We start from the raw sequence: 20,353 nt of genomic DNA on the forward strand, positions 1-20,353 counted from the left end.
TTATGTTTGATACCTCATCAATTATTTTTGGCACGCCCTACACTTTTTGCTTCAGATGTGATGATTTTAGCAGATTTTTTCCTGACTGCTGACAATTTATTTTGTCTAAGAATATCATCATTATCGCGTTCTTTCAGCCACTGAACAATTTTTGGAGCAAATAATTTCTGAAACTTGGAACTCACGTAAATACCGATATGTCCGGTTTCCAGACAGACATCTTCCACATCTTTACTGCCTACAGCTCCAGATAGCTGATTGCAAGCCGAAGGCGGAACCAAATGGTCATATTCGCCGAAAAAATTTAAAAGCGGCATCGTCAGTTTTTTCAAATCAACGCGCTCGCCGCCCAGAAACATCTTGCTTTGAATAAGCAGATTCCTTTTGTAGCAATCTTCAATAAACTGACGGAAAGTTTCTCCGGGAACGTCAGGGCTGTCGAAAATCCAGCGTTCCATCCTTACAAAATTTTCCACAAAATCCTTATTGTCCATATTTTCCATAAAACTGACGTATTTATCGATCATCAAACGTGCGGGATTAAGCAATAGAAATCCCAAATTCATCAGATCGCCGGGAATGTTACCGAAAGTTTGAATCATGCGATCCACGTCAACATCTTTCATCCAGATATGCAGAAGCCCCCTATCCGTATCGAAACTCGACGGTGTAACGGTAGTAATCAGGTTTTTTATTTTATCCGGATGAAGAGCGGAATACATTACGCTGAACGAACCGCCCATGCATATGCCCATCAGGTTTATCTTTGGAACATTATGTTTTTTACGGATAAAATCGATAATATTATTCATATAACCATTGACATGATCGTCAATTGTCAGGAAGTGATCCTTACGCGTGGGATATCCCCAATCTACCATATACAGATCAATGCCACCCTCCAGAAACGTCTTGACGACGCTTCGGTCAGGTTGCAGATCCAGCATTGTTTCACGATTGATCAGCGCGTACACCACCAGCAGCGGAACTTTCAACTTGTTTTCTTCATTATCGTTGCGAAAATAATGCTTAACTTTGACGCGGTCTTCCTCATATACTATCTCATAAGGCGTCGAAGCAATTTCATAGTTGAGTTGCCCCTGTAAAATTTCGGATGCCTTGGTAACTCGTTGTTGCGCCTTTTCGGCGTCTTCGGCCATTTTTTCCAGAATCAGATCTAAAGGAATTTTTGTCGAGCTCATAAGAATTTCTTCACTCCGAAAATATCCAATTGTTGCCCACCAGATGTGAGAAGGCTATTATTTTACGACAGTCAGTGTGTTCGGTGAAATGTTGAGCTGCTTTTCAAGCTCTTTCACCCTTTTTTTAAGGACATGGAATTCTTTGTATAATTCTTCCATTTCCCTATGCGTTACAACCGGCAGCAATTGCAGATAATCCTCCAACATTTTATTTCTGACAATTATAAAATCCTCCAGCGTATTGAGTGTCTGATGCAAAGCTTCGGTGTATTCTTTGGACTTGAACAAACTAATGTAATGACCTTCCAGTATCTTTATCCATATCGCGTAACATTCTTTTGCTTCCTTCGGAAGATTCCCTTCTTCTGCCATTTGCTGCAGTTTTTCCTGAAATACCTTAAAAGATTTTTCTATCGGCAAATAAAGAATGGAAAAAAATTCAGCCAGCATAGTTTCAAAGATATTGTGTTTATCCAGCATTTCATTGAACCGTTCCTGATAAAAACGGGTCAAACCCATTGGAGGAATTTTAAAGTATTGTCTAAATTCCTTTTCATAAACATCGCTCAATGCTTTAAATACATCCTGATCCAGATTTTCAAAATTATACGCTTCCGTGCGCTTGCCGATATTGCCTGCTTTTTCTATCAAATGATTTTGTATTTGCATCGCCGCATCAAAACCCGACTTGGCCATTTTCAGGAGAATTTCCGGCAGAGCGTTGAAGGAATTGGCTGCCGCTGATGCCGATTCCGGCTCACTCATCATCCGCGAAAAGGATTTGAGCAGATTCAAATTTCTGTCCAAATGCTGAGTGAAGCGGTTCTGCACTGCAGTTTGTGTCATGACTGATGTATCAGGATTGGAAGGCATCGCTTTCAACAGATTGAACCACATATCCGCTGCTGTATGCATCCACGGAAAAAAAGGAACTTCTTTTAACGGAGATTTTTTGTCTTCGTCAGCCATTTTTCGCCTCATGTTGAAAAAAAACTATTGAAGAAATTGTAGATTGAATGTTAATAAAGAACTTCGTTCATTTTTAATATAAATGAACTTATTTGTCAACGCATTTTGATGCATTATTGCTGATAATAGTGTATTAAGAGCTTTGATCAGTGACACTATTTTTACAAAACCACAAAGAGGTGAAAATATGTCCAATGAGAACAACACGAAAATCACACCGGACGAATTGATGCATGCTTGCGGTTTTTCCCCGGCCGATAACACGGAAAATATTCCTACAGCGCTCGCCTGGAAAAGCAAACTGGTCGGCCAGCAGATCAGAAGTTTGTTTGAATATAAAAGAACTCTTGATTCCATCGGCAAGGACTTGTGGATGTTCGGACCTTTCGCTATTTCCGCGATATGGCAAAGCGCGATACTTGATTCGTTTTTGCGTCCTGTAAAGGCCAGCGCCCGTCTCGCCGTCGGCGCTTCCAGAAATCCTGACGCTATCGCCGATATGAACGGCTGGATCTACAAAAGCTATTCCCGGCTTCTTTACACCTTAACCGGTTTTTTTATTAAAGACGGAAAATTCAATCGGGAAAAAGCCCAAATGATTTGCACAACACCAAAGGGTAAAGAATATTTAAAAAACTATATGGATGAATTCTGCCAACTGGAATATCAATATAACAACATCGGATTGACCCGTCTTAAAGCCATGAAAGAGCTTTTAAAGTGTCTGGTGGTCTTAATTACGGAGCAACCTCTCTCTGGCGGTCAATTACCTTTTGCCAAAAATAATCCGGATGGCACCCTGGCGATTTCTTTTGAGCAATACCTTGCCGAAAATCGTATCCGTATGGAAAACCTATACGAAGCAAATGCATTTGACATTAAAGAGTATGCCGAAAGAGCAACAGTGGGGAAAATCGGTTGTTCCGCCTATGAATATGTGGAAGGATCACTCAATCACAGGGTGAAATTGCGTTATTACCCTCTTCCCGAAGGGATTACATCAAACGGCAAAATTATTTATATGGCAACTCCACTCATTAATAAACCGGAACTTTTCGACCTTGCTTCAGGAAAATCCGTAGTAGAAGCCCTATTAAAAAAAGGCTACATAATTTACATGGTTGATCATAACAATCCGGGATGGGAAGAAACCGAATTGGGGCTGGATTTCTACGGAAAAACAATCCATGATTTATATCTGGATATAATCAAAAAAAGGCATCCTCAAGATGAAATATACGTAATGGCTTATTGCATGGGCGGCACTCTTATTCTTCCTTATCTGGCCAGACGGGCGGAAGAACTTTTAGCCGCAGGCTTACCGATGGATATAAAGAAAATAGCCCTGATGGCGTCACCGATGAAATTTGATGATGAAGACAGCGGACACAATCCGATCCGTTCACTCATCCGCCGCGATTACGATCCCTATCTAATGAAAGAACTCTTCGGCGCAGTCAATATTCCACCGCAGGTCATCGAAGCGGGCATGAATGAAATACAACCCGGCGTGCAGTATACAGTTGTTTTAGGATTTTACGGACGTGCGGAAATAAAAGAATCGATTACCGACGCGGCGCCCTTTCTTTACTGGCTGACACACGGAACCAGATTCCCGGTGTCCTCTCATATTCAGTGGATTCAAAACATATTCATCGGCAACCAGATTTATGAAGAGAAATATTGTCTTCCTTCCACCAATCCCAAATTCGACGGCAAGCCGGTCAATATGTCCATACTGAAAAAGGCGGGAGTCAGGATTTTTGATTACAAAGGTTTAAGAGATCCCATAGCCCCGGCCGGTTCCTGCGTGGCCGGTGAGACATGGGGAATGGTGGATAAAGGTAATGTCAAGTTCACCAGCGATGGGCTTAACCGTGTCATTGAGAAAAACATCGGGCATATTTTTGTAGTCAGCCGCAAATTGCTGGCTGAATTTCTGACTCTGGTTGAAGATTTTTTTCAGGAACCATTGCACAGCCACGCAGACATTTCAAAGTCGAAAGGTTCAGCTAAGCCAGAAGTTATCAGCAACGTTGTAGATATTAAAAAACTTCAGATGGAAAAATAATACTCATTGGGGTCTATTATGAAACCAGAATTATTTTTAGAATACCTTGACGGCTTCAAAAAAGCATATCCGGAAAAATTCGCTTCGGAAGATGAAATTTTTAGTCATATTCGTCGCGGAGATCACATCTTCGTTGCCTCCGGTTGCGGGGAACCTCAGTACCTTGTCCAGGCTATGATCCGCTATGTAGAATCCAACCCCAAAGCTTTCTTTGATGCGGAAATTATCCATATTTACTCATTGGGCCTTGCTCCATATGCCGGCGCCAAGTATAAAGCGAATTTTCGCCATAATTCTTTTTTTATCGGCAACAGTACTCGGGATTCCATTAATGCGGGAATGGCCGACTATACACCTATTTCCCTTTCACAAGTTCCGGCTCTGTTATCCAGCGGCGTCATCCAAATCGATGTGGCGCTGATACAAACATCAATGCCGGATCCTCATCACTACTTAAGCCTTGGGGTCAGTGTGGACGTAGTAAAAGCCGCCACAGAAAAAGCGAAAATAGTCATCGCTCAGATAAACCCCAGTATGCCCACGATTCACGGCGACGGCTTCATTCACATTAAAGACGTTGATTTCATTATCCCCTACGATGAGCCGCTTTTAGAGGTATCAAAAACACCAACAAGCGAAGTAATTAAAACCATCGGTAAAAATGTTGCTCGTCTTGTGCAGGATGGCGACACTATTCAAGTTGGCTGGGGCGGCCTGCCCAATGCTGTTATGGCCAGCCTATACAAGAAAAAAAATCTGGGAGTACACACGGAACTTTTAAGCGACGGCCTGGTAGATTTACTTAAAGCCGGTGTTATCGATAATTCCAGAAAAACCATTGACCACGGAAAAACTGTCGCTGCGTTCTGTATGGGAAACAAATCCACTTATGATTACCTCGACAACAATCCTTCCATAGCCCTGCGGACACTTGACTACACCAATAACCAGTTAATCATTGCCCGGATAGAAAACATGGTCGCCATTAACAGCACTCTGGAAATAGACTTAAGCGGACAGGCGACTTCGGAATCAATCGGCGGCGTCTTTTACAGCGGTGTCGGCGGGCATCAGGATTTTATGAGAGGCGCGTTATTTTCCAGAAACGGTAAAACCATTCTGGCGCTTAAATCCACTTCCCGCAACGATACTATTTCCCGCATCGTTCCTGCTTTAAAGGAGCAGGCCGGAGTAACTCTTAATCGTGCTGATACACGTTATGTAGTAACGGAATACGGCATTGCCTACCTGCATGGGAAAAACATCAGGGAAAGAGCCATGGCATTAATTGCCATAGCTCATCCCAAATTCCGGCCATGGTTGATTGAAGAAGCGAAAAAACGCGGTCTGATTTTCAAAGATCAGGCTTTTATTCCCGGGAAAAAAGGCGAGTATCCCGAAGATTTGGAAACCTACATTACAACAAAAACCGGGGTGCAGATTTTTATCAGGCCTGTTAAAATCAGCGATGAAAGCCTTTTAAAAGATTTTTTCTATTCTCTTTCCGATAAGAGCATCGAAAGAAGATTCATGTCATCCCGCAAAGACATGCCGCATGAAATACTGCAAAATTTCGTAATTATTGATTACACGAAAGAAGTTTTACTGGTAGTTATCAGGGGAGATCGGGAGAACCCGATAATTGTCGGTGTTGGCCAATATGGAATTGATGAAAGCTCTCATACCGCCGAAGTTGCTTTTGCCGTTCGTGACGACCAGCAAAATTCAGGAATAGGATTTGAACTGTTAAAATATCTTACTTATCTTGCCAAAAGACAGGGTTTGCTCGGATTTACCGCTGATGTTCTCGTCGAAAACAAACCCATGCTTCATGTTTTTGAAAAAGGCGGTTTTGATATAAAGAGAAAAATTGACAGCGGTGTTTACGAACTATCACTTAAATTCAAAACATAAATCATTAAAGGAGTTTTGCGATTGTTTAATCCCAATGTTTTTAGAGAATATGACGTAAGAGGAGTTGTAGACAAAGACTTGAATGAAGAATTTGTTTTCAACCTGGGTCGGGCCATAGGAACTTATGCCGCCCAAAACAGAATAAAGAATATGACCATCGGGCGCGATTGCCGCTTGAGTTCTGACGCCTATCACAACTTTTTAATCAAAGGCCTCAATGCTTCCGGCGTCAACACAATTGATATCGGACTTTGTGCCACTCCCATGCTTTATTTCTCCATTCGCCATCTGCATGTTGGAGGAGGAGTTATGATTACGGGCAGTCACAATCCGCCGGAATTCAACGGTTTCAAAATTTGTATCGGCAACAGTACCATTTACGGCGAAAACATTCAGAAACTAAGAAAAATTATGGAAAACGGCAAATACGCCAAAGGAAACTCTTCAGCGCGGCAAAAGGACATTTCCACCGACTATGAAAATTATCTTTTCGACAGAATTAAAATCAAAAAGAAGATTAAAGTCGTTGTTGACGGCGGTAATGGCGTAGGTGGACACTTTGCCCTTCCCCTTTTAAAACGTTATGGCTGCGAGATTATTCCCATTTATTGCGAACCTGACGGTAATTTCCCTAATCATTTCCCCGATCCCACCGTGGAAGAAAATTTGGATAAACTAATCAAAATAGTCCGCAGTAAAAAAGCGGATTTGGGAATAGCATTCGACGGCGATGCCGACCGTCTTGGTGTGATCAGCGACAAAGGCGAAATAATATGGGGTGACAAACTTTTGCTTCTCTTTGCCCGCCAGATTCTGAAGAAGAATCCCGGCGCTTCGATCATCGGCGAAGTTAAATGTTCACAGGTTTTATTTGACGATATAAAAAAGCATTCCGGCCGACCAATAATGTGGAAAGCGGGGCACTCATTAATAAAGGCGAAAATGAAAGAAGAAAAAGCGGTGCTGGGCGGTGAAATGAGCGGGCACTTCTTCTTTGCCGACCGTTATTTCGGCTATGATGACGCCATTTACGCGGCGCTCAGATTACTGGAAATCCTCTCCCTCACAGGCAAGAAAATAAGCGAATTGTTTTCCGATGTACCGAAAACATTTGCCACGCCGGAAATTAGGGTTGATTGTCCTGATGATAAAAAAGCGGAAACAGTAAAAAGAATCAAAAAACATTTTCAGAACACTCCCGGCATTGTTGAAATCGACGGGATACGCATTCCTTTTAAAGATGGCTGGGCTTTAGTGCGCTCGTCCAATACCCAACCTGTTATTGTCCTGCGCTTTGAAGCAACATCGAAAAAAAGCCTGCAAAATATCCGTGACGAAGTAGAACCATTATTAGAAATGTGAAGAGTGAATGGTGAAGGGTGAATTTCTTTTTTCACTTTTCACAGTTCACCTTTCACATTGGACTCATAACAAAAGGCCCCTAACCTTTCGGTTTCGGGGCCTCTGTTTTTCTAATTTACAAACTCTTAGTTACTTATTTTACAACCACAGTTTCGAGAACAGCATCAACTCCGCGGTTCTTCTGGCGACCTTCCAGCGTGTCATTGCCGGCAACCGGTCTGCCCGGTCCATAACCAACAGCTTCGATACTGTATGCATCGATCCCGAATTATTTAATCATATAACGACTTTTAGTCCAGTAAGATCATGGCGATGTGCATGTATTTTTAATGGTGTATATATTTTAAGGATTTTAAAACTTTTACAGATTTTTTTGTATCAGTGCTTTGATGAGATCCAGAATTATGCGGTTTTTTTATGACCACATAACTTCTCTATATATTTTCCATTGGTTGTTTATTTTTTTCAGTTCCAATGTTTTCTTACCTTTATCTTTTAATATTGAAGAGCTGTACGATTGAGTAAATGTTACCATGGTATTTCCCCCCTCCACTGACACCTGCAAACTATCAATGTTGATAGTTATATTTTTACTTCTCTTGCGCACATTGGTTTTATAGATTATCCAATCATCCAGGTCCTTACCTTTTGAATGAAAATCTGATGCATAACAACTGCGGTAAGTTTCCATATCTCCTGTTCTCCAACTGTTTAACCATTTAGTTACCAGATTTTGTATATCCTCCTGTAAAGTCGATTTTGTTTCACTCTGTGTATTTTCAACCGGAGCTGAAATTACAACAACAGGAGGGGCAGCCGCGACTTCTTCAACAGGAACAGGCACTTCAGCTTTGGGGGCAACTTCTTCCACCGGAGCGGGCACTCCGGCACTCGGAGCAACTTCTTCTACCGGAGCGGGTGCCTCAGCTTTAGGAGCAACTTCTTCACTCTGAGCAGTAGGTTCCTTGGGAGTTATTTTTTCCTTACCTCCTGCACCGAAGGAGAATTCAATTCCAAAAGTACAAAGCAAATCGTTATACCTGTCGTTAAAAGGTATGACGTGGCGAACATCGGCCCGCAGAGCAATATTATCCGCGAAGAAAAAATCCGCTACTCTACTGGATATGAAATATTTCAGGCCGCCACCATATTCTACAGCAAATTTAGTTAATCTATATTGTTCAGGATATCCATAATGAATACATCCGAGGCCAACTGCTATAAACGGCACAAAACGGCTCTCCGGAAAGAAATGATACAAACCTTCAACACCGTAACCATATACATTTTGCCATGGTTCGTTTGGAACATCCCGAAGTTCCGATGGAACATAGTGAAAATATCCTTCCACACCTATATTTGCCGTAATATTGTAACCTGCACGCAAACCTACCGTATACGAGCTTCGCTGGTTCTCGTTGCCTTCAAAAAAATAACCTCCGGCAAATGGCGTAACTGTAAAAGAGTCTTCATTTACTTCTGCCTGTACTATCGTAGAGGTAAACATTACCATCAAGAAAACTGTAAACAGGAATAATTTCTTCATAATATTCTCCTTATATTCTCCTTCTACTCTGGATTTTTGTTATATGTAGGTTGCGGGGGAAAATTTATACCTTCAATATATGAGAATCACATCTTATATTGGCAATTTATATACTAAAATAGATTTCTTATGTCAAATAACATTACCAGATTTTTTTCTTAGCTATTTAAATCTTAATATTTTCTTCCTGGATTCCGGATCAAGTCCGGAATGACAAAGGAACGGTTTGCTAATTCGTCCAAACATCCAACCCTTCTAATCTTCCAAACCTCTAATCATCTGTTCTATGCTCGTGTCCTCCGCTGGCGGAGGTGTTCCGATGCAATCGGGACGGAGGTGGATATCCAATCTCCCCATCATCTAATCCGTCTAAACTTCTATTTTACTATTCACCCTTCACTATTCACCTTTCACTGGTTTTTTCTCAACCATTTCCTTTCAGTCGTGTAAGATTAGAAAGGAGAGTGCGTCGCAAATGTTCCACTCGCCGTATTGTGTAGGGCTGGAGGTGTCCCAGTTTTACGTCCTTAAGTAGAACGAGCTTACCGAAAATATCCGGATCCCCGTCGATCAGAGGAATCTCGATTCTCAGGAGACTGTCGTAAGGATCAATTTCCCTTGTACTCCTCCAGCAACGCACAGGCTCTGTACAGTAATACAATTCCGCCTGATCAAACCGGAGTATTTCCAGCGCTTCACCTATGTGCACCCACAACTCCTCCATATTCCGCGACTTGTTCACCTCTATCTGCAGGGAGAGAAAACTGCGCCGTGCATGGCTAAGCCCAGCCACATCGGTCATATCCTGGAACCAACCGTAGAACTTATCGAATGCCAAATACTCCAGATAGCCCATTTTCCGCACCAGAAAAATCATAACTATCAAAAGTACCCCAAAAAGAAGACCCTCAATATTTTTATCACGCAACACCATCAGGGAAATCGCCAGAATACAAAGCATCATCGTCATGCCGTAAATGATCAAGACAACATTACGGGAAGAAAGCCCCAACCTCAAAAAAACATGATGAATATGCCCCTTATCCGCCTGAAAAATTGGTCGTCCGCGAACAAAGCGCCTGATTGGCGAAAGAATAGCATCGAAAATAGGCACACCCAGCGCCAGTAGAGGGATAAGCATTAAAACGCTAATATTACTCTTAGCAGAACTTCTAATAGCTAGAATAGCAACAACATAACCAAGGAAATAACTTCCTCCATCGCCCAGAAAAACACTAGCAGGATTGAAATTATACTTAAGAAATCCCAGAACAGCCCCGCCCAGAATAACAAAATAAAAAGTGTAAAGATATTGTCCTTGAGTATATGTAGAAAAAGACATAACTATACAAGTAAAGAATACCAGCCCGCCAGCGAGACCATCGAGACCGTCTATAAGATTTACCGCGTTGATGAAAAGCAAAAACCATAAAACTGTAGCAACATAACTAAAGAAAGGGTTGAAAGTGATACCATACCCGCCAACAAATATACCGCTTATCGTTGCCCCACCGATAAAAGCAAATGTCGCAGCCAGAACCTGAAAAAATAACTTTGTCCACGGAGTAAGATGGCGGAAATCATCCCACAAACCACACGACAGGATTAAAATAGCGCCGGTATGCCCCATAAAAATATTAAAACTAAAAACATACAAATCTCCCGCGTGAGGGAAAAATCTTCTTCCAATACAGCAGGTAAACATAAAAGCAAAAAATACCGCCAGACCGCCTATACGAGGTATCGGCACAGAGTGGACTTTGCGCTCCATAGGAATATCCATCGCTCCAAGTTTAATTCCCAGCAAGCGAGCCACAGGAGTTAAAACAATGGATAATCCCAAAGATATCAGAAACAACAAAAATAATTCAGTTACCATCGTCATACTTAAATTTTTTTACTAAGCTTCCAACCTTTTCTCAACTGATCTTGATTACTTAAATGTTAAATATTTACCATCCCTCAAACGAGGGATTTTTTGTTTTTCTCTTTATTTTTTTCAAAGGTGCATGTCATTCCGCGAAGTGCCCTTCAGGGTAAATCCCCGATTTATCGGGGGTAAGGAATCTTAAAGATTTCTCCCTGCGGTCGAAATGACCACCTCTTTCGTCATCCCCGAGTGGGCTTGTCGGGGATCCATTTTTTCTTCCTGGATTCCGGCCAAGAGCATGCCGGAATGACAATCGGTACTTATTTTTTACAAAACTTCTAAATCTCCAAACATCTAAAGCGTCTAAACTTCTATTTTTCCCCAACCCTCTAAGCTTCTTCCTTTCACCATTCACTTTTCACTTGTCTCTTTTCACAAGGTGTACTTAGAATTTGATTTTGTTCAATTGCGTCAATGGAATCACTGTCACGTTTTTATTCAAATCATAAGCGTCACTACCCGGGTAGATAACCCACAAATGCTTTAGGGCTAACTCTTCGGATGCTATACGCATAGATGAAGTGAAGCCCGGCGCCTGAGCATACATGACCTCGACGCCATAGAGCCGTCCGTTTTTTTGAAACACCATATCAATCTCCGCGGACGCATGTATACCCCAGAAAAATATTTCATTCTCCTTCAATCGGACTGCCTTGATTGTTTCCTCCAGCGCGAAACCTTCCCATGATGCACCGAGTTTCGGGTGCGAAAGAATGTCCTTTTTCGCCGGCAGGTCAAGTAAGGCATGCATAATACCTGTATCTCGAAAATAAATCTTTTGTCTTTTGATAATTCTTTTCTTTGTGTTGTAATTCCAAGGCCGCAACTGGCGAATCATAAAAGTTCCGGAAAGTAAATCCAGATACCTTTGCGCAGTATGGTCGGAAACGGCCAGGCTTTTGCCGATTTCCGAAGCATTGAATATCTGGCCGTGATAGTGCACGAGCATTTGCCAGAAGCGACTAAGGGATTTTGCCGGGATATTAAATCCCAGTTGAGGAATGTCCCTTTCCAGAAAAGTTGCGATAAAATCCTGACGCCACTGGTAAGAAGCCGCTTCGTTCGACGCGAGAAAAGACCTGGGGAAAGCGCCTCTTATCCATAGTTTTTCTTTTTTTGCCGCCCCTACAAGATCAAGCGTAAATCCGCCTATTTCCAGATAACTTATGCGCCCGGCCAGAGACTCCGAAGATTGTCGCATTAAATCGCGTGACGCACTGCCTAAAATCAGGAATTTAGTTTTTTTGTTCGGCCTGTCGGCAAGAACGCGTAAAACGGGAAACAAATCCGTAGCCCGCTGGATCTTGTCGAGAACAATCAGCCCCTCCAGATTTTCCAGCGCCAGTAGTGGTTCTTCGAGCCGCCGGAGATCGCGCGGATTTTCCAGATCAAAAAAAGTAACATCCTTCGGCCACTGATCAGAGAATTGCCGGGCAAGTGTGGTTTTACCGCATTGCCTTGGTCCAAGAATCGCCACAATAGGATTATTCTTGAAGCGCTCATTTAAGACCTTTATTTCATTAGTTCTTTTTATTTGCATGGAAATATTGTACTATGATAATTCGACATGTCAAGGCGATATTACAGTATCTTCAATAATGTTTTTCTTAAATCTTTTTTCTTTTCACCCTTCACTTGTCTTTTCCTAATCCGTCTAAACTTCTATTTTTCTATTCACCCTTCACTATTCACCTTTCACTTTCTGTTTAACCACATGCCACACAAATACAGGTGCGGAAACAAACATTCGCCGCCACAGCCGCCCCGGTTCTTGCAATAATCTTGGCAACCACTCCATTCCGTGATTAACAAACCATGAATCTTTGTCGCGTTTGATATTCCCTGAATAAAAATCAAAAACCGCTCCAACCGCAGCAACAATATTTACATTCAGCCTTGCCCGATTTTCAAAAATAAATCTTTCCTGCTTAGGGGCAGAAAGCCCTACCCACAAAACATCAGGAGCCGCAGTATTAATCGCTTTGACCATCTCAGTTATTTCAGCGGATGAATATACATCTTTAAATGGCGGCGAAAAAGTACCGACAACCTTGATAGCAGGATAATCACGCTCCATTCTTTGCTTAATTAGTTCCAGGGTTTCTTCAGTTGATCCGAGAAAATAAACACGCATTGAACCGGCTGCATTCATACGATTATTTAGGCCGGCAAAAACATCCGAACCGGTAACTCTTTCGTTAATCGAACCACCCAGCAAACGAGAGGCAAGCACAACACCCGCGCCATCAGGTACCAACCAATCAGCATCTTTTAGCGCACGGGCAAAGACTTTATCTTTGAGCGCCACAGTATACGAATGCGGATTAAAGCAGGCCAGCCAAGTTCTTTCCCCTGCTTTTAAAGATTGAAGTAGTTGATCCGCACATTCGTCAGCAGAAAAAGTATTTACCTTATATCCAAGAATTTCTTCTTTCATCTTACTCCGAATTCATTTAGTTCATCACTTTAAGAGCATGGACATGAGATCTGAGATCTGAAATCAGAGGTCGGTATTAATTATAAAAGCCGATGGATTCTTCAGCATTGAACCCAGCATGCCACCAATTTTTTTGGTGCATTGAATTAGTCGTTCGTGATCTTCGGCTGAGAGATAACCGCAAGTACAGGCGAAATCAAGCCACGTATCGGTCTCGCTATTCTCACCATCACAATCTGTCAGTTTGCTGATAAAATGGGCCGCATAGCGACGCTTGGCCCATGCTTCGCGAAGATTGGAGCATACAGACCGAGAACTTCGGCGGACTTGATCAGTGAGAGCATACTTCTCTTCAGCCGGCCAACGCTTGCTCAGTTGGAATATTTCCATCGCTAGCGTATATGCCTGTTTATAAACATCCAAATCCTTTGCCGAATTTATTTGCATTTTCCCCCTACCCTCCGTCCTCCAACTTCTGTTCTCCGACTTCCGTTCTCCGACTTCCGTTCTCCGATTTCAGTCCTCTGTCCCCTGACTTCCGATCTCTACTATCTTTAATGACTTTCTCATAAATCCCCAGCAGGCGATCCAACAATCGATCAGCCGCATAGTCCTCTTGCACTTTCCTCCACCCTGCTTCGCCCAGTTCTCGACATAGAGCAGTATCATGCCAAAGCATGTTGATACGATCAGCTAATTCATCAACATTGCCCGGTTCATACAAGAGACCTGTCTTTCCATCCTCGACAATCTCCGGCAAACCGCCGATGCGGGAGCAAACCACAGGCAGGTCATGCGACATCGCCTCCAAAAGAACTGTAGGAAATCCTTCGTAGCAGCGCGTAGCAAAAACAATCATCCGTGCATCACGGTAGAACTGAGCCAAGGCTTCAGAATCCAATTGCCCCAAAAATGCGCAATTATCAGGTTTCTGTTTTAGCACTCCCGGCATACTATGATAAGAACCGGCAAATTTAAATTGCAAGTCGCCAAGCCTGCGTGCCGCCTCAATAAGGGTCAGGATATCTTTTTCCGGACTGAGCCGTCCGACATATGCAACATATCCGCCCCCTGTCAACCCCGAGTGTTCCTGTCGGGGATCCATTTTTTTGTCATACCCGAGTGTTCTCGTAGGATTGGGCAGAACCGTCACCCTGTCCGCAGGCAATCCCTCTTTTACAAGCAAATCTCTTTGAAAGTCATTCAGGCATATAAAATGTTGGACATGATTATAATATCGGCGTAAAATTCGCGCCGCTGCCGTTCTGAGTGCGTAACCCATGCTTTTAAAAATACTGTTTTCACAGTTGCGCAGGACACACCAGTATTCCCGCCCTCCCAAACAGCGATGGCATAATTCTCCATGACTCAACAACAGACCATTAGGGCAGGCCAAGCGAAAATTGTGCACCGTCATTACGACAGGAATATTCTGCGCTGAGCACTCCGGCAGAATGGAAGGAGAAATCAGCGGATACAAGTTATGGATGTGGACAACGTCCGGGCGAGTCTTCTTCAGGAACTGGCCGAATGTACTTCTTGAAAAAGGGTTGTGAATGCCCGAAAAAAAAGCCGGGATTTTTCCCAGCTTTGTTGTTTCTATCTCCTCACTGGAGCGACTGAATCGATGAACATCCAGCCCGCGCGCCGCCAACAGGGCAGCCAGATTGTCAATTACCACCTCTTCGCCACTAACACGACCGTAAGCATTATGAACGAGCAGAACCTTCATTTTAACTGCAGAATAAAAAATATCATTTTTTACTTAATACTTAACTACTTAAATCTATAAGATTGCCACGTGCACTGTCGTGAACCCGTAATGATAAAATAAGCGGTGTCATTCCCGCGTAGGCGGGAATCCAGTATTTCTGTTTTTCCTGGATTCCGGATCAAGTCCGGAATGACAGAAGAAGGAATTTTGACTCTTCACGATTTGTTTGTGCTCAACTACTTAAATCTTATTTCACAAATTCAAGATAATTTTCATTGTCAATGATTTCTAAATTGGCATCGGGATAATTATCTTTCCAGGCGGAGGAGACTTTGCGTGATTTATTTTTCCATTTGAATTCATAGCCAAACAACCTGCCTTCTCTTTCCTCAACCCAATCAATCTCTTTTTGATCCCACGTGCGCCAGAAGTAATTATTTGAGTAAAGTTTATTATATGCTTGTTTTTTCAGCCGCTCCACAACCAGAAAATTTTCCCATAGTTTTCCAATGTCATCGCGAATATCAAGGGGATTAAAATTAGCGATTATGGCGTTACGTATTCCATTATCGAGAAAATAATATTTACTTTTAGAGGTGATTTCTTTACGGCGATTGCGGCTAAAACCACGCAGATTGAAAATCACAAAAGATTTTTCAAACAAATCCAGATACCGGGCTACCGTCTTACTATCAATTCCCAATTGCTTGCCTAATTCCGAAAGGGAAACTTCACTGCCCACTTGAAAAGCCAACAAGCGTAAAAGGTCTAAAAGCAGTTTTGAACTTTTAACTTTTTCTAATTCCAGGATATCTTTCAGTAAATAAGATCCAACCAGTTCTTCAAGAACTTTTTTCTTATCATTTACTGTTGCTGATGTCAGTGACTCGGGATAACTGCCGAAGATTAAATACTCATCCAGTCGGCTTCGCAAATCGTAATCATTATATAGTTTACCCATTTCGATTTGCGAAAGCGGAAAAAGCGTCAGCGTTATTTTTCTTCCAGTCAGCGGCTCGCCAATTTGACCAGCTAATTCGAATGAAGATGAACCCGTAACTATAATTTTTATATTCGACAGTTGATCAATCAAAATTTTCAAACCCATGCCAATATTTTTAATTTTTTGAGCTTCATCTATGGCTATAAGATCATAGCCTTTGGCGTAGTCAATTATTTTTTTAAAATCAGAAGAGCCCATAACAATCTGAGTGTTAACATCGTCACCGGAATCGAGCTTATATCTGAGTTTGCCTTCATTTTCAGACAAAAACTTTTTCAAAAGCGTAGTTTTGCCAGTTTGGCGTGAGCCATAAATGACCAAAACTTTATTTGGTTTTAAGAATAAACTAAGATTGTCATAAATTCTTGGTAAAAACATAGCTCTTAAGTAACAAAACAACGATTATTTGTCAATTATAAAGATTTACGATCCTCATAATCAGACGATTACAAGGAATGCAAGCTTGATTTCCTATCGTTTAATATTCTTTCTTCGCTGTAAATCCTTAAATCTATATCTTCTTAACCTAGAGAACTTAGAACATTAAGCATAGAACAGATGTTTTTAAAGCGTCTAAACATCCAAGCTGCTAATTGTGCTAACCCTCCAAACTTCTAAAGCATCTAAACTTCTAAAATGGTGCTTAATTACTTAAAACTTAATTACTTGTTCCTTTCACCCTTCACTCTTCACCATTCACATGTGTTTGATTCACCTTTCACTGATTTATACGTTCTTCTTCCACAGCAGTAGCTCTGGCCGCATAAGCCAAACCCAAAATCATAAATTGCAGATTTCCGAAAAACGCGGCATATAGAAGAATGTTATCAGTAAACATGAAGAGAATAAACGACAGAATGGAAGAAGCACCCGCATAGAAGAGAAGAGAAACTTCGCCAACAGTACGCTTTGCACTTCGGTAGGCATGTAGTGCCTGCATCAAAAGACTCAAAGCAAATATAACTACCCCTACATATCCAAAATCAAACAATAGCCGCAGCCAATCATTGTGCGGATGTTTTAACCCTCTGGTCAATTTGCTGACAAAAGATTCTGAAGCATTGGCTCCGTAACCGAGCAGTGGTTGCTCATCAATTCTTTCCCACATCTTGCTCCACATTAAACTGCGCCCGGTGGTAGCAAAGTCCTTATTTTCCCATTTAATATCTTCTAATGTCCCTCGGCCGGAGTAGAACATCTTCTGCTGCACCCGCGGTGAATAAAAAATGCCGATGCCGACCATTACAATAAGGAACAGGATGATAAGACGCTTTAGAATTGACAATGGGGCAAAGGTTAATGGCAAAGTTAAGCCATTAACCGCTATGGCAGTCCTGGTTACCGCAATAACCGGTATAGCAGCCAGAATTGTCCACCACTTTAAAACCTTCCGATCGCCAAAAACATACCGCGCCGCAAAATAATTACATAGCATGGAGGCTGTCATAACTTCAGCCGCCAAGCCCGTTATAAAAGGCAATACGCCGGTAAAAATGATGCCCGTCTTAAACGCTACCATTACAATCAAGCCGATGGCCATGTAAAGCATAAGCTTGTGGAGCATCTCAAGTGCGTTTTTCCCGACCTGCGCTTTGGAGATTGCCATGCCTACTATTAAGGGACATAACATCATAATGCTACGCTGTATAGCGTTTGGTTCATCGGAAACTGCCGTATAAATCACAACAAAACAGATCCATGGCAGCCATATCCACAGGGGATAACTGAATCCGCCCAGGCCTCTTGCAAGGCTCCACAGAGAAAAGACAAGTGGAATCAGCCATCCGAGAGCTGAGAACTGGTAACCTAGAATACCTTCTCCACCAATATCTGCGAGAAGAGTGGAAATGACAACCACCCATACCAAAAAAGGGATTTTCCCCGTACGCGCAGATGGATCAAACTTTTGTCTAAAAATCATAAAATTGATTAATCCTGATGAACTTCATAAATATATACAATAAATGCTATACTGGCCTGTATCGACCCTTCCACAAGTTGAGGATAAGTCTATCAACAAGTGGCGATGCATAGCCGTGAACAGGTATGTTTCTACAAAATTGTATTGCTTGCCATGCAGATTTATAAAACCTATCCAATCCCCAATCTGAAATTATTTCGAAAGAGCGCTCTCCAATTTGTTTCCTTTCTTCCTCCCGCAATTGCATGAATCTGCCCAATATCTGTGTAAGCTGCTCTTGATTATATGGATCAAAGTGCCAACCGTTATACTCTTCGCGTACCAGCGTGTCCGCGCAACCGCATTCCCGGCTTATAATTATCGGCAGATGACTGGCCATCGCTTCATTAATAACATTCCCCCAGGTCTCTCCATAAATGCTTGGCAGGACAAAACATTCCGCCAGACCATAAAGCTGACATATTGTCTCTTGATCCTGAAACGGCAGAAACAGTATATTCGCATTCGATTTATCAACAATCTTCTTTAATAGCGTTGCCTCGGAGCCATCGCCAACCAGCACCAAGCCCCATTCATCATTAATTGTTTCTCGAACAACGGCACAAAACGCTTCTATCAATGTTCCCCAGTTCTTCTTGGGGATCTGGCGTCCGACTCCCAGGAAAAAATGTTTCGGTAAACTGTATTTCTCTCTGATCTTCGCAGCGTTCTGCCGGGCAATATCTGATCGCACCGTAAAAAAAGAATTATCCACTACATTGACACTAAAAAACATTTTATTTTCCGGAACGCCCCAATACTTGTAATCGGAAATATGAGAAGCGGCGGAAGTAAAGAGTGCATCAACATTAGCATAAATTCTCCGTTTTACCCAATTTACCAAAGCTGATCGTGGGACATCCTTAAGACGGGCGTCATCCATGATAATTACAGGGCGCCTCTTCTGACGGGCCCAGCGTACTGCTGTCGCACCGGAAGGAAAAGCGATGGCGCCGGCGATTACAATATCAGGAGAAACAGCATCCAGCATCTCATAAAGACGAGTGGATGCGACCCTTGGACTAACATCTTCCATCCGTTTTTCAGGGAAAAGACACGTCCAGGGACAGGGAAAAATCACGTGAGCGGATTTGCCAGCAAAAGCATAGGGTGAACCTTTACCAGCGATCTCAATCACATGCAGGGATGAATTGTTTTTCCCAAGAAATTCTGCTAAAGCGGCCAACCGCGGTGGCCAATATATACGGAAATCTGTATGACAAATTGCTATCTTCATTAATTGGATGATCCGAAACTAAAAGCTTTACGAATTATAGAGCTTGGGAGAAAACTCAATATGAGATAAATGATTAATATCAGCCTTACGTCATAATGCAATGCCTTGACAATCTCATGGCGAGCCTCTGATCTCATATCAAGACGCAAATAACATGACGCTCTCATTTTGTGCCAGAGAGCACAATAACGACACAAAAATGGTCTTGCATCCTTATCGACAATATTCTGGAGTTCAGCCAGTCCATTTCCTACAATATTATCATGCGCAGGAACTCGCGTAGGCCTTCCTTCAGAGAATTCCGATGGTGATTGATAAAATACGGAAAGACAATCCATCGAATAGGCAACTGGATAACGAGATGCAATGCGCGCCCAGGTAAGAAGATCTTCTCCTGATTTCACACCGACAGGAAAACCACCAATCTTCGCTAAGACTGACTTTCTCACACAAGTTGCACTTGACCAAACCGGGGGATTTGAATTCAAAGCTATATTGAAATAGTTCCCAATAATTCCCTCAAAATCATCAGGTAGGCCGCGAACAATAGCTGACCTTCTTCTTGATGACGAATCAAAGTAATAACGTGTTGCGTAAAGATCGCATTCGGGAAAGCGATCAACCATACGTCTTATTCTTTTCAGAAACTCAGGTAACCATTCGTCATCCGCATCCAGAAAGGCGATAAATTCATGCTTCGCTTCTATTATTCCTCTATTTCTTGCTGCGGATACCCCCTGATTCGCCTGATGAATAAGTCGTATTCGCGAATCTTTTATTGACTCTACGATAAGTGTACCATTATCCGTGGAACCATCGTTAACAACAATAATTTCAAAATCCTGAACAGACTGCCTCAAGACAGACCGTATAGACCGCTCAACAGTGCTCTCCTTATTATATAAAGGGATCACAACCGAAAATGAAATTACCTCTTCAGACATTACCTGACGTGACCTCTAATATTGCTTTAGAACCGTGTTGATACCAAAATGTTCTGTTCAATCT

General features: G+C 42.2%; 16 protein-coding genes. 3 read left to right on the forward strand and 13 right to left on the reverse strand.

Features of this window, described 5'->3' with window-relative positions; all coding sequences use genetic code 11:
* Positions 1-17 precede the first annotated feature (17 nt).
* Both CVU62_05625 and CVU62_05630 read right to left on the reverse strand, forming a co-directional pair.
* Positions 18-1,202 carry a class III poly(R)-hydroxyalkanoic acid synthase subunit PhaC gene (locus tag CVU62_05625; protein ID PKN38331.1) on the reverse strand — a complete coding sequence of 395 codons (1,185 nt, stop codon included), beginning with the start codon at positions 1,200-1,202 and terminating at the stop codon, positions 18-20.
* A 57-nt stretch (positions 1,203-1,259) separates the two neighbouring features.
* Positions 1,260-2,183, reverse strand: coding sequence for a hypothetical protein (locus tag CVU62_05630; protein ID PKN38332.1), 924 nt, complete (start codon positions 2,181-2,183; stop codon positions 1,260-1,262).
* A 175-nt stretch (positions 2,184-2,358) separates the two neighbouring features.
* On the opposite strand from CVU62_05630, the gene CVU62_05635 reads away from it, so the two are divergent.
* From CVU62_05635 to CVU62_05645, 3 genes are read left to right on the forward strand one after another with little or no spacing between them, the layout of a single operon-like run.
* Positions 2,359-4,242 carry a hypothetical protein gene (locus tag CVU62_05635; protein ID PKN38333.1) on the forward strand — a complete coding sequence of 628 codons (1,884 nt, stop codon included), beginning with the start codon at positions 2,359-2,361 and terminating at the stop codon, positions 4,240-4,242.
* 18 nt (positions 4,243-4,260) lie between these two features.
* Positions 4,261-6,156 (forward strand): acetyl-CoA hydrolase, encoded by a 1,896-nt coding sequence (locus CVU62_05640; protein ID PKN38334.1) that lies wholly within the window; start codon positions 4,261-4,263, stop codon positions 6,154-6,156.
* Positions 6,157-6,177: 21 nt separating this feature from the next.
* Positions 6,178-7,518 carry a phosphomannomutase gene (locus CVU62_05645; protein PKN38335.1) on the forward strand — a complete coding sequence of 447 codons (1,341 nt, stop codon included), beginning with the start codon at positions 6,178-6,180 and terminating at the stop codon, positions 7,516-7,518.
* A gap of 415 nt (positions 7,519-7,933) precedes the next feature.
* On the opposite strand, the gene CVU62_05650 is transcribed toward CVU62_05645, so the two are convergent.
* The 11 genes from CVU62_05650 to CVU62_05700 form a co-directional block, all read right to left on the reverse strand.
* On the reverse strand, positions 7,934-9,064 hold the full coding sequence (locus CVU62_05650) for a hypothetical protein (GenBank protein ID PKN38336.1): 1,131 nt from the start codon (positions 9,062-9,064) through the stop codon (positions 7,934-7,936).
* A gap of 424 nt (positions 9,065-9,488) precedes the next feature.
* Positions 9,489-10,949: an undecaprenyl/decaprenyl-phosphate alpha-N-acetylglucosaminyl 1-phosphate transferase gene (locus CVU62_05655; GenBank protein PKN38337.1), complete on the reverse strand. Its 1,461-nt coding sequence runs from the start codon at positions 10,947-10,949 to the stop codon at positions 9,489-9,491.
* Positions 10,950-11,076: 127 nt separating this feature from the next.
* Positions 11,077-11,349: a hypothetical protein gene (locus CVU62_05660; protein PKN38338.1), complete on the reverse strand. Its 273-nt coding sequence runs from the start codon at positions 11,347-11,349 to the stop codon at positions 11,077-11,079.
* 30 nt (positions 11,350-11,379) lie between these two features.
* Positions 11,380-12,534: a hypothetical protein gene (locus CVU62_05665; GenBank protein PKN38339.1), complete on the reverse strand. Its 1,155-nt coding sequence runs from the start codon at positions 12,532-12,534 to the stop codon at positions 11,380-11,382.
* A gap of 144 nt (positions 12,535-12,678) precedes the next feature.
* A complete protein-coding gene (locus CVU62_05670; protein ID PKN38340.1) occupies positions 12,679-13,431 on the reverse strand; it encodes a glycosyltransferase in 753 nt (250 codons plus the stop codon).
* A 63-nt stretch (positions 13,432-13,494) separates the two neighbouring features.
* Complete coding sequence (locus CVU62_05675) at positions 13,495-13,878, reverse strand: diversity-generating retroelement protein bAvd family protein (protein PKN38341.1); 384 nt, start codon at positions 13,876-13,878, stop codon at positions 13,495-13,497.
* A gap of 7 nt (positions 13,879-13,885) precedes the next feature.
* On the reverse strand, positions 13,886-15,163 hold the full coding sequence (locus CVU62_05680) for a glycosyltransferase family 1 protein (GenBank protein PKN38342.1): 1,278 nt from the start codon (positions 15,161-15,163) through the stop codon (positions 13,886-13,888).
* Positions 15,164-15,392: 229 nt separating this feature from the next.
* Positions 15,393-16,526 (reverse strand): hypothetical protein, encoded by a 1,134-nt coding sequence (locus CVU62_05685; GenBank protein ID PKN38343.1) that lies wholly within the window; start codon positions 16,524-16,526, stop codon positions 15,393-15,395.
* A 340-nt stretch (positions 16,527-16,866) separates the two neighbouring features.
* The gene (locus CVU62_05690) at positions 16,867-18,069 is read right to left on the reverse strand and encodes a hypothetical protein (GenBank protein PKN38344.1); all 1,203 of its coding nucleotides are present in this window, start codon (positions 18,067-18,069) and stop codon (positions 16,867-16,869) included.
* Between the two features lie 46 nt (positions 18,070-18,115).
* On the reverse strand, positions 18,116-19,345 hold the full coding sequence (locus tag CVU62_05695) for a hypothetical protein (protein PKN38345.1): 1,230 nt from the start codon (positions 19,343-19,345) through the stop codon (positions 18,116-18,118).
* Positions 19,345-20,289, reverse strand: a complete 945-nt coding sequence (locus CVU62_05700; protein ID PKN38346.1) for a glycosyl transferase — start codon at positions 20,287-20,289, stop codon at positions 19,345-19,347. The genes CVU62_05695 and CVU62_05700 overlap by 1 nt, the downstream gene beginning before the upstream one ends.
* Positions 20,290-20,353: the final 64 nt, after the last annotated feature.

Source organism: Deltaproteobacteria bacterium HGW-Deltaproteobacteria-2 (genome assembly GCA_002840505.1).
In the GTDB taxonomy this organism is placed as follows: Bacteria; Desulfobacterota; Syntrophia; order Syntrophales; family Smithellaceae; genus Smithella.

Bases quoted from the DNA above. Each gene is read 5' to 3' on its own strand.
- CVU62_05625 (PKN38331.1), bottom strand. From the start codon at position 1,202: ATGAGCTCGACAAAAATTCCTTTAGATCTGATTCTGGAAAAAATGGCC.
- CVU62_05630 (PKN38332.1), bottom strand. From the start codon at position 2,183: ATGAGGCGAAAAATGGCTGACGAAGACAAAAAATCTCCGTTAAAAGAA.
- CVU62_05635 (PKN38333.1), top strand. From the start codon at position 2,359: ATGTCCAATGAGAACAACACGAAAATCACACCGGACGAATTGATGCAT.
- CVU62_05640 (PKN38334.1), top strand. From the start codon at position 4,261: ATGAAACCAGAATTATTTTTAGAATACCTTGACGGCTTCAAAAAAGCA.
- CVU62_05650 (PKN38336.1), bottom strand. From the start codon at position 9,064: ATGAAGAAATTATTCCTGTTTACAGTTTTCTTGATGGTAATGTTTACC.
- CVU62_05655 (PKN38337.1), bottom strand. From the start codon at position 10,949: ATGACGATGGTAACTGAATTATTTTTGTTGTTTCTGATATCTTTGGGA.
- CVU62_05665 (PKN38339.1), bottom strand. From the start codon at position 12,534: ATGCAAATAAAAAGAACTAATGAAATAAAGGTCTTAAATGAGCGCTTC.
- CVU62_05670 (PKN38340.1), bottom strand. From the start codon at position 13,431: ATGAAAGAAGAAATTCTTGGATATAAGGTAAATACTTTTTCTGCTGAC.
- CVU62_05675 (PKN38341.1), bottom strand. From the start codon at position 13,878: ATGCAAATAAATTCGGCAAAGGATTTGGATGTTTATAAACAGGCATAT.
- CVU62_05680 (PKN38342.1), bottom strand. From the start codon at position 15,163: ATGAAGGTTCTGCTCGTTCATAATGCTTACGGTCGTGTTAGTGGCGAA.
- CVU62_05685 (PKN38343.1), bottom strand. From the start codon at position 16,526: ATGTTTTTACCAAGAATTTATGACAATCTTAGTTTATTCTTAAAACCA.
- CVU62_05690 (PKN38344.1), bottom strand. From the start codon at position 18,069: ATGATTTTTAGACAAAAGTTTGATCCATCTGCGCGTACGGGGAAAATC.
- CVU62_05695 (PKN38345.1), bottom strand. From the start codon at position 19,345: ATGAAGATAGCAATTTGTCATACAGATTTCCGTATATATTGGCCACCG.
- CVU62_05700 (PKN38346.1), bottom strand. From the start codon at position 20,289: ATGTCTGAAGAGGTAATTTCATTTTCGGTTGTGATCCCTTTATATAAT.